Source organism: Nocardioides sp. (assembly GCF_031422975.1).
GTDB lineage: Bacteria > Actinomycetota > Actinomycetes > Propionibacteriales > Nocardioidaceae > Nocardioides.
In genome coordinates, this window is sequence record NZ_JANPEO010000511.1 from 1 (window position 1) to 13,427 (window position 13,427).

General features: G+C 70.4%; 10 protein-coding genes. 8 read left to right on the forward strand and 2 right to left on the reverse strand.

Annotation, left to right across the window (positions count from 1 at the left end; all coding sequences use genetic code 11):
* Positions 1 to 883 precede the first annotated feature (883 nt).
* From RMO85_RS15300 to RMO85_RS15325, 6 genes are read left to right on the forward strand one after another with little or no spacing between them, the layout of a single operon-like run.
* Positions 884 to 2,131 carry a hypothetical protein gene (locus RMO85_RS15300; protein WP_310529584.1) on the forward strand — a complete coding sequence of 416 codons (1,248 nt, stop codon included), beginning with the start codon at positions 884 to 886 and terminating at the stop codon, positions 2,129 to 2,131.
* The gene (locus RMO85_RS15305) at positions 2,121 to 3,353 is read left to right on the forward strand and encodes a glycosyltransferase family 4 protein (RefSeq protein ID WP_310529585.1); all 1,233 of its coding nucleotides are present in this window, start codon (positions 2,121 to 2,123) and stop codon (positions 3,351 to 3,353) included. The genes RMO85_RS15300 and RMO85_RS15305 overlap by 11 nt, the downstream gene beginning before the upstream one ends.
* A complete protein-coding gene (locus tag RMO85_RS15310; RefSeq protein WP_310529586.1) occupies positions 3,353 to 4,531 on the forward strand; it encodes a glycosyltransferase family 4 protein in 1,179 nt (392 codons plus the stop codon). The genes RMO85_RS15305 and RMO85_RS15310 overlap by 1 nt, the downstream gene beginning before the upstream one ends.
* Positions 4,509 to 6,299: an ABC transporter ATP-binding protein gene (locus RMO85_RS15315; protein ID WP_310529587.1), complete on the forward strand. Its 1,791-nt coding sequence runs from the start codon at positions 4,509 to 4,511 to the stop codon at positions 6,297 to 6,299. The genes RMO85_RS15310 and RMO85_RS15315 overlap by 23 nt, the downstream gene beginning before the upstream one ends.
* Positions 6,286 to 7,563 carry a phosphotransferase gene (locus RMO85_RS15320; RefSeq protein WP_310529588.1) on the forward strand — a complete coding sequence of 426 codons (1,278 nt, stop codon included), beginning with the start codon at positions 6,286 to 6,288 and terminating at the stop codon, positions 7,561 to 7,563. The genes RMO85_RS15315 and RMO85_RS15320 overlap by 14 nt, the downstream gene beginning before the upstream one ends.
* Positions 7,560 to 8,666: a phosphotransferase gene (locus RMO85_RS15325; protein WP_310529589.1), complete on the forward strand. Its 1,107-nt coding sequence runs from the start codon at positions 7,560 to 7,562 to the stop codon at positions 8,664 to 8,666. The genes RMO85_RS15320 and RMO85_RS15325 overlap by 4 nt, the downstream gene beginning before the upstream one ends.
* 41 nt (positions 8,667 to 8,707) lie before the next feature.
* Here the strand turns inward: RMO85_RS15325 and RMO85_RS15330 are convergent, their stop codons facing one another.
* Positions 8,708 to 9,808, reverse strand: a complete 1,101-nt coding sequence (locus RMO85_RS15330; protein WP_310529590.1) for an NAD-binding protein — start codon at positions 9,806 to 9,808, stop codon at positions 8,708 to 8,710.
* Between the two features lie 12 nt (positions 9,809 to 9,820).
* Positions 9,821 to 10,789, reverse strand: coding sequence for a YihY/virulence factor BrkB family protein (locus RMO85_RS15335; protein ID WP_310529591.1), 969 nt, complete (start codon positions 10,787 to 10,789; stop codon positions 9,821 to 9,823).
* 17 nt (positions 10,790 to 10,806) lie between these two features.
* Between RMO85_RS15335 and RMO85_RS15340 the strand changes: the two genes are divergently transcribed.
* Together RMO85_RS15340 and RMO85_RS15345 are read left to right on the forward strand one after the other, a co-directional pair.
* Entirely contained in the window at positions 10,807 to 12,453 is a 1,647-nt protein-coding gene (locus RMO85_RS15340) for an acyl-CoA dehydrogenase family protein (RefSeq protein WP_310529592.1), read from the forward strand.
* Positions 12,453 to 13,187, forward strand: coding sequence for a methyltransferase domain-containing protein (locus RMO85_RS15345; protein WP_310529593.1), 735 nt, complete (start codon positions 12,453 to 12,455; stop codon positions 13,185 to 13,187). The genes RMO85_RS15340 and RMO85_RS15345 overlap by 1 nt, the downstream gene beginning before the upstream one ends.
* The last annotated feature ends 240 nt before the right edge of the window (positions 13,188 to 13,427 follow it).

Genomic DNA, 13,427 nt, shown 5'->3' on the forward strand with positions numbered 1-13,427 from the left:
TCGGCGAGCGATGGCGACCGCTTCCAGCTGTGAGTGCGCGCCCAGCTTTCACAGCGGCGCCTTGAGGTAGCCACGACACGTGTTTCTCAAGATGCCGAGCTCCTGGGCGATGGCGTCGCTGCGCATTCCGGCGCCAGCATCGCCACCGCGTCGCGTTCTCGTGGGCTGAGAGGGTTCTCCGCACCGGCGCGTCCCGCGGCCGGGGTCTCCGGCGGCTGCACCAGGTCCGGGTGCACGAGCAGGCCGCCCTTGCCTGCAGTCTCCAGCGCGTCCATGAGATCGGGCAGAGAGCCGTTCTTGGGGAGCACAGAACTGGCTGGTGCCTCCACTGCCCGGTCCACCAGCGTGGGGTCCGCGTGTCCGGTCACCACCAGGTCCGGCTGGCGCGTGACCACCGGCTCGGTCCGCTGACCAGGTCGTAGGCGACACCGAGGCAGTCCAGATGGGGCTCTGCCGGGTCCCCAACATTGGTCACTCCATGCGGGGGGTACCAGCACCATTGGGCACTGGTGCGCTGCACCGCAGCGGAACTAGCGTCGTTGGCAGATCGCAGGTCACCGCCAGATCGACGGTGCCGCAGATCGGGACGAGGCGACGTCAGGGATCCGGGCGCCGCCGACAGCGCCCGCGCGGCTGTAGGTAGCAGAGCTCCACGAAGACCTGGGACGGCGGGGAGGCACACCCTCCCCCACAGTTGTGCACCCCGCCGCTCCCGACCCAACCCGGGGTACTGGGACCAATGGACAACTGTCGAGTGGTACTTCCTCGCACCTAACGTCACGAACGACGCAGTGCCAATCGACGCGGAAGGGCCACGATGTCTCGGCGTGATGACTTGGTGCCCAGAAGGCCGCTGCGAGGGGCCACCCCGCTCATCTGGCAGATGGAGCTGCGGGACTCGCTTCGGCGCGAGCAGGGTCGCGCGTCCAGCCGCCGGGTCGCCCTCTACTCCCACGACACCCAGGGCCTGGGGCACATTCGGCGCAACACTCTGCTGGCCGCCGCCATGGTGGCCGCAGATCCCGAGGTCGACGTACTGCTTCTGAGCGGAGCGCGTGAGGCGGCCTCGCTCCCCCTGCCTGAGCGCACCGACCTGGTCGTCCTCCCGGGCCTGACCAAGGACGCGCTCGGCGGCTACGCCGCTCGCTGCCTCGACCGGTCGCTGGGCGAGGTCCTCGCCATCCGGGCGGCGGCGCTCGAGAGTCTCCTCGCGGCATACGAGCCCGACCTCCTCGTGGTCGACAAGGTCCCCCGGGGCTTCCGAGGCGAGCTCGAGCCGGCATTGCGCCGAGCGCGCCTCGAGCACGGTACGCGGACGGTGCTCGGCCTCAGAGACATCCTTGATGACGTCTCCACGACGCGGCGCGAATGGCAGATCGCCCGGACGCCGGAGGCGATCAGGACGCTCTACGACCAGGTCTGGGTCTACGCGGATCCGACAGTCTTCGACCCGGCCGTTGAGTACGGGTGGAGTGAGGCCGTGCGCACGAAAGTTCGCTACACCGGGTATCTCGGGGCCGACCGTGAGCGCCTGCTCCCGACCACGAAGCACAGTTCGATCACACCGTCGGTCAGTCGGGACAACGCAGGGCCGTTCGTCCTGGGACTGATCGGCGGCGGACAGGACGGCGCCGCAGTGGCCGACGCGTTCGCCCACGCCGACTTCCCGGCCGGCCACGTGGGCGTGCTCGTCACCGGCCCGTACCTCCCCTCCACGCACCTGGAGCATCTCGAGCGGTTGGCGCGCCATCGACGCGACCTGCGGGTCCACCGCTTCGTCAACGACGTTCCTGCCTTGGCACGGGCGTCCCGGGCGACCGTCTCGATGGGTGGGTACAACTCGGTGTGCGAGCTGATGACGGCGCGCCGGCCCGCGCTCGTCGTACCCCGCGTGGCGCCGCGAAGCGAGCAGTCCATCCGGGCCACCCATTTCGCCGACCGCGGGCTCCTCGACGTCTTGTTCCCCCAGCACCTTGATCCCCAGGCATTGTCGGGCTGGCTGCGGGCTGCGGTGTCGCGCGTCGCCCCGCCGAGCCGGTCGATCGACCTCGGGGGGCTGGGCAGGGTGCCCGATCTGGTGACCGCCCTGCTCGAGAGCTCCGTCGTGCAAGGTGCCCGAGATGTCGGATGAGGGCCGTGCACCCCGGATCGGCTACGTCCTGAAGATGTACCCGAGGTTCTCGGAGACCTTCGTGGTGACCGAGGTGCTGGCGATGGAGCATCATGGAGCGGACCTGGACATCTTCTCGCTCCGCCCACCCGCGGACGGCAGGTTCCACGAGTCCTTGTCGCGGGTGCGCGCTCCGGTCACCTACCTGCCCTCGCCCGGCAAGCCGCTCGAGCTGTGGCAGGCCCTGTCGGACTGTCGTGCTCTCCACCCCTCGGGGTTCGACGCCCACATGGACGAGATCCTTGCCGCGACGCCGGCCGACGCGTACCAGGCCGTCATCCTGGCCACAGCCGTGCGCGAGCGTGAGATCTCACATCTTCATGCGCACTTCGGGTCGGTCGCCGCAGGAGTCGCACGGCTGGCCGCCCGGATCGCCGGGATCAGCTACTCGATCACCCTGCACGCCAAGGACATCTTCCACGAGGACGTGGACCACGCGGAGCTGGCCGCACGGTTGCGGGATGCAGCGCTCTGCGTCACGGTGAGCGACTTCAACGAGCGCTACCTTCGGGGGCGGTACGGCGATGACACGGCCTCTCTCATCCGGATCTACAACGGCATCGATCTCGAGGCGTTCGCGTACACCCGGCCCATGGTCCGGCCCCGCGTCGTCGTCGGCGTCGGTCGGCTGGTCCCGAAGAAGGGCTTCCATCACCTGATCGACGCCGTCCTCCAGCTCCGCGACCGGGGGCGTCCGGTGCGCCTGGACCTGGTCGGGGGCGGGGCCGAGGAGACCGCGCTCCGTGCCCAGGTGGCCGGCCTCGGCCTGGAGGACCTGGTCACCTTCCACGGACCTCTCACCCAGACCGAGGCCAGGCAGATGATGCGCGGGGCCGCGGCGTTGGCGGCACCGTGCATCGTGGGCCCGGACGGCAACCGGGACGGCCTGCCGACCGCCATCCTCGAAGGCCTCGCCCTGGGCACCCCGGTGGTCGCCACCCCGGTCACCGGGATCCCCGAGGCGATTGTTCACGACCGCACCGGGCTCCTGGTGCCGGAGGGAGACGTCACGGCGCTGGCCGACGCACTCGAAGCGCTCGTGGAGGATGACGCACTCCGGTGCCGCCTGGCCGATGCCGGGCGTGAGCACGTGGAGAGCCACTTCGACGCGAACACGAACGGAAAGATGCTCTACGACGTCATGGCTCAGCTGGCTCCCCGGCCCCAGGGCGTGGCCGTCTGATGCGCGTCGTGTACGTGTGCACCGACCAGGGGGTGCCGGCCTTCGGACGCAAGGGCGCGTCGGTGCATGTCCAGGCGATCCTGACGCAGCTGCTGGATCGGGGTGACGACGTCCACCTCGTCAACCCGCGCCCGGGCTCGCGGCCGGCAGGCCTCTCCCGGGTCCACGTCCACGAGATCGCGGTCGGCGCCCGCCGTGACGGGGAACCAGAGCGTGCAGCACAGGACCTCGACCGGCGCGTCGCGTCGATTCTCGACGACATCCACTCCCAGGCACCCGTCGACCTCGTGTACGAGCGCTACGCGTTGTGGGGACGCACGACCACGTCGTGGGCCCGGGCACACGGGGTCGCCAGCGTGCTGGAGGTCAACTCCCCGCTGCCCGACGAGCAGGCCCGGCACCGCGTGCTCGTCGACCGTGCCGCGGCGGACGCAGTGGCACGCGACGCCACTGCTCGGGCCGACGCCGTGGTGTGCGTCAGTTCCCCGGTCGCGCACTGGGTGCGCGCGCTCGGGACGGCCGCTCCCGATTCGATCCACGTGATACCCAACGGTGTGGACACCCGACGATTCGCCTCCCTGGACGTCCGCCGGGACCCGGCGACGTTCACCCTCGGCTTCGTCGGCACGCTCAAGCCGTGGCACGGCGTGGCCGACCTCGTCCGCGCTCTCGCGCTCCTGCATCGTCACGACACCACCTACCGACTGCTCGTCGTCGGGGACGGACCGGAGCGCGGATCTCTCGAGACACTCGTCGACCACCTCGGGCTGCGGGGCGCGGCGGAGTTCTCCGGATCGGCAGATCCCGTGGACGTTCCAGCCCTCCTGGCCCGGATGGACGTGGCGGTCGCTCCCTATCCGCCGAGCGAGGACTTCTACTTCTCCCCGCTGAAGATCAATGAGTACTTCGCGGCAGGGCTGCCGGTGATCACCAGCGACGTCGGGAACCTGCCGGCGTTGCTGACCGGCGGCGCCCACCCGCTCGGGCTGCTCTATCCGGCCGGCTCGGCCGATGGCCTGGCCCGGGTGGTCTCCCAGCTACGAGACGATCCCGTCGCTCGAGCAGACCTGGGCGGGCGGGGGCGGCGTGCGGCGGTGGAGCAGCACGACTGGAAGCGCGTCGTCGATCGGATCCTCGACCTGGTGGGGGTGGCCGGTGTCACCACGCAAGCCTCGTGACCTCCGCGAGTCGCTGCCCGGATTCCGGCGCCTCGCACGACACGTACGACCCCACCTGGGCCGCGAGCGCCGGATGCTGCTGCTCGGCCTCCTGGCCCTCTTCGCGGAGGTGGGGCTGCGACTCCTCGAGCCGTGGCCGTTGAAGTTCGTCGTCGACGGCGTCGTCACGGCCAGCGGCGGCACGATCGCCTCCGCGCCCGTCGACAACCTCACCATGGTGCTGGTCCTGTCCAGCGTTGCGGTCCTGGTGATCGCCGTACTCCGGGCCGGTGCCGCCTACCTCAGCACGCTGACGTTCTCCTTGTCCGGGAGCCGGGTGCTGAGCGAGGTGCGTTCCGACCTGTTCGAGCACCTGCAGCGGCTGCCGATGTCGTTCCACGACCAAGCTCGTACGGGAGACCTCGTCACTCGCGTCACAGCCGATGTCGGTCGCCTCAAGGAGGTCGTCGTCACCGCTGCCCTCCCGTTGTTCGGCAACGTGCTGACACTGGTCGCCATGATCGGGGTGGTGGCCTTCATGGACTGGAGGTTGGCACTGGTGATGCTGCTGGTCTTCCCGGCGTTCTTCTCGATGAGCATCCGGCTGGGTCGCCGGATCAACACGGTCTCCCGCCTGCAGCGTCGCGCCGAGGGATCCCTGGCCTCACACGCCACCGAGTCCCTCTCGGCCATGCGCGTGGTCAAGTCCTATTCGCTCGAGCACGCCATGCAGGAGACGTTCACCGTCAGCAACAAGAAGTCGCTCAACGACGGCGTCAAGGCCAAACGTCTCTCAGCGGGTCTGGAACGCAAGACCGACGTGCTCGTGGCGGTCGCCACCTCGATCACGTTGTTCGCCGGAGCCCAGCGAGTGCTCGCCGGCGCCATGTCGCCCGGTGAGCTCGTCGTCTTCCTGACCTATCTCAGGGCCGCCTTCAAGCCGATGCGAGACGTGGCGAAGTACGTCGGCCGGATCGCCCAGGCGGCGGCGTCGTCCGAACGCATCGTCGACATCCTCGAGGAGGTGCCGACCGTCGTCGACCGGCCGGACGCTCGGCCCGCACCCCGCTTCGCCGGTGACGTCGAGCTCCGCGACGTCTCGCTGGAGTATCGCCCCGGACACCCGGTCCTCCACGGCGTCGACCTCAAGATCCCAGCAGGCCAACGGGTTGCCCTGCTGGGGCCTTCGGGGGCCGGCAAGTCCAGTCTGGCGATGCTGCTGTCCCGGTTGTGCGACCCGTCCCAGGGGCAGGTCATGGTCGACGGGATCGACCTGCGCGACATGACGGCGCAGTCGCTGCGCGAGCAGACCGCCGTGGTGCTTCAGGAGAGTGTGCTGTTCGCGACCAGTATCAGCGACAACATCGCCTACGGTTCGCGGCAGGGCGCCACCTTCGACCAGGTCCGGGAGGCGGCTCGTCTCGCGGGTGCCCACGAGTTCATCGAAGCGCTCCCGCAGGGGTACGACACGGTCGTGGGCGAGCGCGGCGCCACCCTCTCGGGCGGCGAACGACAGCGCATCGCCATCGCCCGGGCAGCCATCCGACGCGCCCCCATCGTGGTCCTCGACGAGGCGATGACGGGTCTCGATCACGAGACGGAGGCGGAGGTGTTCGCCGCACTGGAGCGACTCACGCTCGACTGCACGACCATCGTCATCAGCCATGACCTGAGCGCAGCCCTGACCTGTGAGCGTGCCGTGTGGCTCGAGGACGGGCGCGTCGTCGACGACGGCGATCCCCAGCTGGTGCTCGCTCGCCGCACGGGAGGCTCCCATGCCGAGCGCTGACCGCCCGCCGCTGCTCGACGACCCCGCCCTGCCCGGCGGTTCACTCGTGCTGGATCGCGCCGAGCTGCAGGCCTGGCTGACCGAGAGCCTGGGGCGGTCCTGCTCCGTGACCCCTCGTCGGCTGCGCTACAAGGCGGGCACGAGCGCAGTGCTGGGCTTCGACCTGGGCACCCTCTGCGACGGTGTCGTCACGACGCAGTCGTGCGTTGCCAGTTCCTACTCGGAGCACGCGGCGCCCAAGGCCGAGAAGACGTCCAGGAGCGGGCCCCCGGGTTCGTGCCTCGCCTACGACACCGTCCGACACACGGTGGTGACGACCGCGGCAGGAGACCGGGCACTGCCCCTGCTACCGACCCTGGGCCAGCCCGACGGGGTCGCCCGAGTCGTCCGGCGACTCATCGCCGGGCCGGACATGGAGGCGGCCCGGATCCGGACTGTTCGCCACAACCCGGGACGTCGCTGGGTCGGCATCCTGGAGGGTGAGCGTGCAACCGCGCTGTTGCTCCGAGCCTACGGCGACAGCAGGCGCATGGCCCGCGCCGCCGCGTGCTATCGCGCCCTCGCTCACGGCGGCGCGCGGACGCCCGGCGTGGTCGCGCACTCACGCGGTCTGGCGACCCTGGCAGTCACCTGGGCAGCCGGCGACGAGCTGGACCTGTCCGCCAGCACGGAGCTCTGGGAGGCGGCCGGCGGCGAGCTGGCCCGCCTGCACACGGGCCCCAGCAGGCCGCTGTCGGAGACGGACCCCGCGTCCGCAGCGGAGGCCGTCCTCCGCGCCGGTCGCCAGATCGCGGCGCTGCTGCCTGAGATCTCGCCCGACGTGCTCGACATCACCCGGACGACAGCGGCTGCGCTCGAGCGGGCGCCGGGCGACTGTGTGGCCGTGCACGGGGACTTCTCCGCTGACCAGGTCGTCGTCGGTCCGGACGAGATGCCTGTCCTCATCGACCTCGACTCGGCTCGCCGAGGCCCCTCCGCGTACGACGTCGGTTGCCTGACCGCCTCCACCATGACCAGCGCCGAGATGGAGGGGGCCGCTTCGCGTGGCGAGCAGGTCATGGCGGCGTTCCTCACCGGCTACGACCACGTACGCCCCCTGCCCGACGAGGCCGCCGTGGCCGTGCACACGGCTGCGTTCCGGCTCCGCAAGGCGATCGACCCGTTCCGCGCCTGTGCCCCGGACTGGCGCGAGCAGGTCACGGCACGGGTCGCCGCGACCCGAGTCGCTCTCGAGGACATCCCGCTTGCGAGAACGCGGCCGTGAACCGGATCGCGGCTCTGCGTGACGAGCTGGCCGGTGCCGGCTTGCGGCTGCGCAAGGCTCAGCCCCGGGGCCCCGGACGACTGATCATGGAGCTCGATGCTCCCGACGCCCGGGTGTGCGCGGGCCAGTGGCACGCCGACGCCACCGAGACGTACCGGGCCGCCGCTGGCATGCGGGACCGGTTCGGTGATGACTCGGTGCAGGTGCTCGCCGGCGGAGAGGTGCTCGTCCAGCACGCAGGCGCCGATCACAAGCTGTCCGCACTGCGCGACCTGGTCGCCGCTCCCGACGCCTCGCTGGTCGCCCACCGACCGGAACGGCGCGCGGTCGTGCGCGTCGGTGTGGATCGCTACCTCAAGGTGGTGCGCCCCGGCCGGACCGCAGGTGTCGTCCTCCCCCTGGAACACATCCGGGCCGAGGACCTCCAGCTGCCGAAGGTTCTCGACTCGGACGACCGCCGCGGGCTGGTGACCCTTGCCGCGCTACCCGGCACGACCCTGCACCAGCGACTCGCGGATCCCACGACGGACGACGATGAGCTCGCCCGCGACGCCACCCGGGTCGGCGTCGTCGTGCGGTCCCTGCATGCTCAGGGGCCGGTCATCCCTCACAAGGTGCACGATGCAGCGGCAGAGATCGCGGCCACCTCCCGATGGCTGGACGCGGCCACGAGCCACGGCCTGCTCGATCCGGCGGCCTGGCGACCGGTGCTGGACCGTGTCGGCTCCCGGCTGCCCGAGGGTCCGCACCGCCCGGCGCTGCTCCACCGCGACCTGCATGACAAGCAGCTCATCCTGAACGGGGCTGCACCCGTGGGGTTGCTGGACCTCGACCTCGCGGCGTACGGCGACCCCGCGGTCGACCTCGCGAACCTGGTCGTCCACCTCGATCTGCGCGTCCGCCAGGGCGTGTGCAGCGAGCGGCGTGCGGCTCGGTGTTCGGCGGCCCTGCTGGACGGTTATTCCCCCGATCGCGACCTGCTCGCCAGGATGGTGCCCTACGCCGCGATCACTCGCCTGCGACTGGCGGGCGTCTACTGCTTTCGCGATGCACCGGCCGGGCTGGTCTCGGGTCTGCTCCGCGACGCAGCTGAGGTGCTGTAGCCGTCGAGGTGGCGACCGTGACGCACGTCAGGGACGCAGGCTCAGTCCTCGTCCTCGGCGAGCTCCTCCCCGTGGGTGCCGGGGCGCGGCGCCCACGGCAGTTCCTTCGCGGGGCGCACGACGATGAGTCGGTCACCGCGAGCCAGCAGCGTGACCACCGGGTCGAAGTAGCGGTAGACGTTCTCGTCACGGACGACGGCGATGACCTGGTCGGGCAAGGACTGCGGGGGCTTGCCGACCTCACTGACGAGCAGGTCTCGCTCGGCGACCTCCAGGCCCTCGCCGTACGTCAACAGGTCCTCCATGACGGAGCCCAGCGTCGGCGACATGGACGAGAGCCCGAGCAGTCGGCCCACGGCATCGGAGGAGGTGATGACGGAGTTGGCGCCGGACTGGCGCATTAGCGCGACGTTCTCCTGCTCGCGCACCGCGGCCACGATCCAGGCGTCGGGGTTGAGCTGACGGACGGTGAGCGTGGAGAGCACATTGGTGTCGTCGCGGTCGGTGGTGATGATGATCTGGGTCGCCGTCTGCACCCCCGCGCGCCGCAGCACCTCGCGGCGGGTCGCGTCACCGGTGACGACGGCGAGGCCGTCGCTGTGCGCCTCCTCGAGCGCGAGCTGGCTGGGGTCGACGATGACGATCGTCTCGCGGTCGACGCCGTTGTTCACGATGGTCTCGACTGCGCTCCTGCCCTTGGTGCCGTAACCGACGACGACGACGTGTGCTCCCATTTTCTTCCTCCACCGGGCGACCCGGAACATCTCGCGGCCCCGCGAGGCGAGGACCTCGAGGGTGGTCCCGATCAACAGCACCAGGAAGGCGATGCGGAGCGGGGTGATGACGAAAGCGTTGATCAGTCGGGCGCGTTCGGTGACCGGGGCGATGTCGCCGTAGCCGGTCGTGCTGAGGGTGACGGTCGTGTAGTAGATCGAGTCGATCAGGTCCACGTCGAAGAACGGCGGGTCGTTGCCGTCGCGATAGCCGCCGCGGTCGAGATAGACGAGCAGGACGGTCCCGAGGAGGATCGCGATCGCTGCCAGGAGCCGTCGGCTGAGCTCCCACCACGGGGAACGAACCCGGTCCGGCAATGCGATGCGAGCGCTGTTGGAGGCCGCCGTCGCTCCGGGTTGGTCATGCACGGCCGGAGTCTTTCACGCCGCGTCCTTGGACGTGATGGCCTGCCGCAGTCGTTGCACGAGTTCATGTCGCGCCTTCGTGGTCGAGCCCTGCGGGAAGACCGTGTCGAACGCGGCGTTCACCGCCGCTCCGATCAGGACTGCGATGGCCAGGAGATAGAGCCACAGGAGTACGGCGATGGGTGCGGCCAGCGGCCCATAGATCGACTTCGACTCCGCGGCGGTCACCGTGAGCACCCAGCGCAGCGCGAACGACCCCGCGATCCAGGCGACCAACGAGAACGTCGCGCCGGGCAGGTTGAAGGCCCAGTTCGTGCGCACGGGGACGGACACGTGGTAGAGCGTCGCGAGGAAACAGATGCAGATCACGAGCACGAGGGGCCAGTAGAACGACATCACGAACTCGAAGCGCGGCGGCAGCCAGTCCCGGATCAGCGAAGGGCCGGCGACGACCAGGGGCAGCGTGATCATCCCGGTCAGCATCGCCAGGATGTAGAAGACGAACGACAGTGCGCGGGTCTTCACGATCCCCCGGTGACCGCCCAGCCCGTGCATGATCGTGATGGTGTCGACGAACACGTTGAGCGCGCGCGAGCCCGACCACAGTGCCAGCACGAAGCCGACCGAGATCACGTCGAACCGGCCCCCGCGCAGCACGTCGTTGAGGGTCGGCGTGATGATCCTGCTGACCGCCTCGTCGGTGAGCCCGCGCGAGGCGAGCTCGATGATCGCGTTGCGGACCTCCGCGATGTCGGCGGGCGAGAACTGATCGGATACGTAGCCGACCGCACCCGCGAGGGCGAAGATCAGGGGCGGCACGGAGAGTACGGCGAAGAACGCCGCCTCGGCTGCCAGACCGGTGACGCGGTAGCGCATGCACGAGCCGACGGTGGCGACGACCAGCCGCCAGAGGTGGTCGCGAAACACCGCCCACCTGACCTGGACCGAGCGCAGCACAGGATGCTGCGAAGTCGCCTGGGCCATGGCCCTACGGTAGTCACATGGACGCTGCAAACCGGGCAACTGCCAACCAGGCTCCACCACTTGTTGGTCACAACGTCGTCACCTCGGACGTGGCTCTGACCGAGGCAGTCGTGCGCCACGCGTCCCTCGACGTGGTCGATGACCTGACGCTGCTCGGGGTCGAGGCCGGCACGGCCGAGGCGCGCGAGCACGGCATGCTCGCCAATCAGCACCATCCCGAGCTGGCGCCGTACGACCGCTATGGCAACCGCGTCGACGAGGTCACCTTCCACCCGTCGTGGCACTGGCTGATGGAGCGTGGCATCGGGCACGGGCTCGCGGCCACGCCGTGGGAGTCGCCGGACCCGCACCCGCACGTGCGGCGCGCCGCGGGCTTCTTCGCGTGGTCGCAGACCGAGCCGGGACACGGCTGCCCGATCTCGATGACGTACGCCGCGGTGCCGGCCCTGCGCGCCGACGACGCGATCGCCAAGGAGTGGACGCCGCTGCTGGCCTCGCGCCGCTACGACCCCGGCGTCCGCGCGCGCACCGACAAGGTCGGCGCACTCGCGGGGATGGGCATGACCGAGAAGCAGGGCGGCTATGACGTCCGGGCCAACCTCTCCGAGGCCCGTCCTACCTCGGAGGAGGGCTTCTACACGCTGCACGGGCACAAGTGGTTCACGAGCGCTCCGATGAACGACATGTTCCTCGTGCTCGCGCAGGCGACCGGTCGGCCGGAGGGCCAGGCGCTGACCTGCTTCGTCGTGCCGCGGGTGCTGCCCGACGGGACCCGCAACCAGCTCGACGTGGTGCGGCTCAAGGACAAGCTCGGCAACCGCTCCAACGCGTCGTCGGAGCTGGAGTTCGACGGGACCGTCGCGCAACGCCTCGGCGACGAGGGCCGCGGCGTACGCACCATCATCGAGATGGTGGCCGCGACGCGGCTCGACTGCGTCCTCGGCTCCGCGTCGCTGATGCGGCACGCGCTGGCCGAGGCATCGTGGCACGTCGCGCACCGCTCCGCCTTCGGTGGTCGGCTCGTCGACAAGCCGCTCATGCAGAACGTCGTCGCCGACCTCGCCGTCGAGTCCGAGGCCGCCACCGCACTCGCCCTGCGGCTTGCCGCCGCGGTCGACCGGCCCGGCGACGCGCACGAGGCCGCGCTGCGACGCATCGCCCTGCCGCTCGCGAAGTTCTGGGTCTGCAAGCGCACTCCCTTCATGATCGCGGAGGCGCTCGAGTGCCTGGGCGGCAACGGGTACGTCGAGGAGTCCGGCCTGCCCCTGCTCTTCCGCGAGTCCCCGCTGAACTCGATCTGGGAAGGCTCCGGCAACGTCAACGCCCTCGACGTCCTGCGGGCGCTGACGCGCGAGCCCGAGGTCCTGGAGGCGTGGATCAACGAGGTCGGGGCGGCACGCGGAGTCGACCACCGGCTCGACCGCGCCGTCGACGACACCCTCGCCCTGCTGGGCGACATGGCCGGGCTCGAGGTCGGCGCCCGTCGCCTGGCCGGCCAGATGGCGGCCTGCCTCCAGGGTTCGCTGCTGGTGCGCTTCGCCCCACCCGAGGTCGCCGACGCGTTCTGCGCCTCGCGGCTCGGGACGTCGTACAACGGCACGTTCGGCACGCTCGCCGGTGGCGACCTGCGCGCCATCGTCGACCGCACCACCCCGGTCCCCTGATGGCGACCCGCGAGTGGGACGCCACGGCATACGACTCCCTGCCGCTCCCCCACGTCGCGTGGGGGCAGCGCGTGCTGGACCGGATGCGGCTGACCGGCGACGAGCGCGTCCTCGACGCCGGCTGCGGCACCGGGCGTGACGGGGCGGCGCTGCTGTCGCGCTGGCCGAACGCTCGGCTGGTCGGCATCGACGGCTCCCAGCAGATGATCGACGCCGCGCGCGAGCGCCTCGGCCCCGACGTCGAGCTGCACGTCGCCGACCTGGCGGCGCCGCTCCCCCTCGACCAGCCGGTCGACGCCGTGATGAGCGTCGCGGCCTTCCACTGGATCGAGGACCACGACCTGCTCTTCGGCAACCTCGCAGCCGTCATGCGTCCCGGGGCACGGCTGACCTCCGACTGTGGCGGCCAGGGTCAGCTCGCGATCATGACCGCGGCCCTGGTCGAGGTGACCGGCGACGGCAAGTTCGGCACCTCGTTCAAGGGCATCGACGAGACGCGCGAGTCGCTCAGTGGCGCCGGCTTCGAGGTCGAGGACGTCCGGCTGCGCGAGGACCCGCTCCGCCTCGACGATCCGGACCTGTTGGAGACCTATCTCGCGACGGTCAACCTCGGCTCGCACCTCGTCGACCTGCCGATGGACGAGCAGCGGGAGTTCGTACGCCGCGTGCGCGAGGCCATGGCCGAGCCCGTCATCGACTACGTGCGCCTCGAGATCGACGCGATCCGTCGCTGATCTGACCAGCTGTGACACCGAAACTCACGCTGTGCGACCAATGCAGTGGGGGCCAAGCGTGAGCATCCCCGGATATCCGGGGAAACTCACGCGACCGCCGAGGTCGAGTACCGCTGGCAGCCGCGCTGACGTCAGCCCAGCGCCGCGGACCCGACCTCGCGCGCCTCGGCCTGCACCTGGGCCAGGTGCTCGGGGCCACGGAAGGACTCGGCGTAGATCTTGTAGACGTCCTCGGTGCCG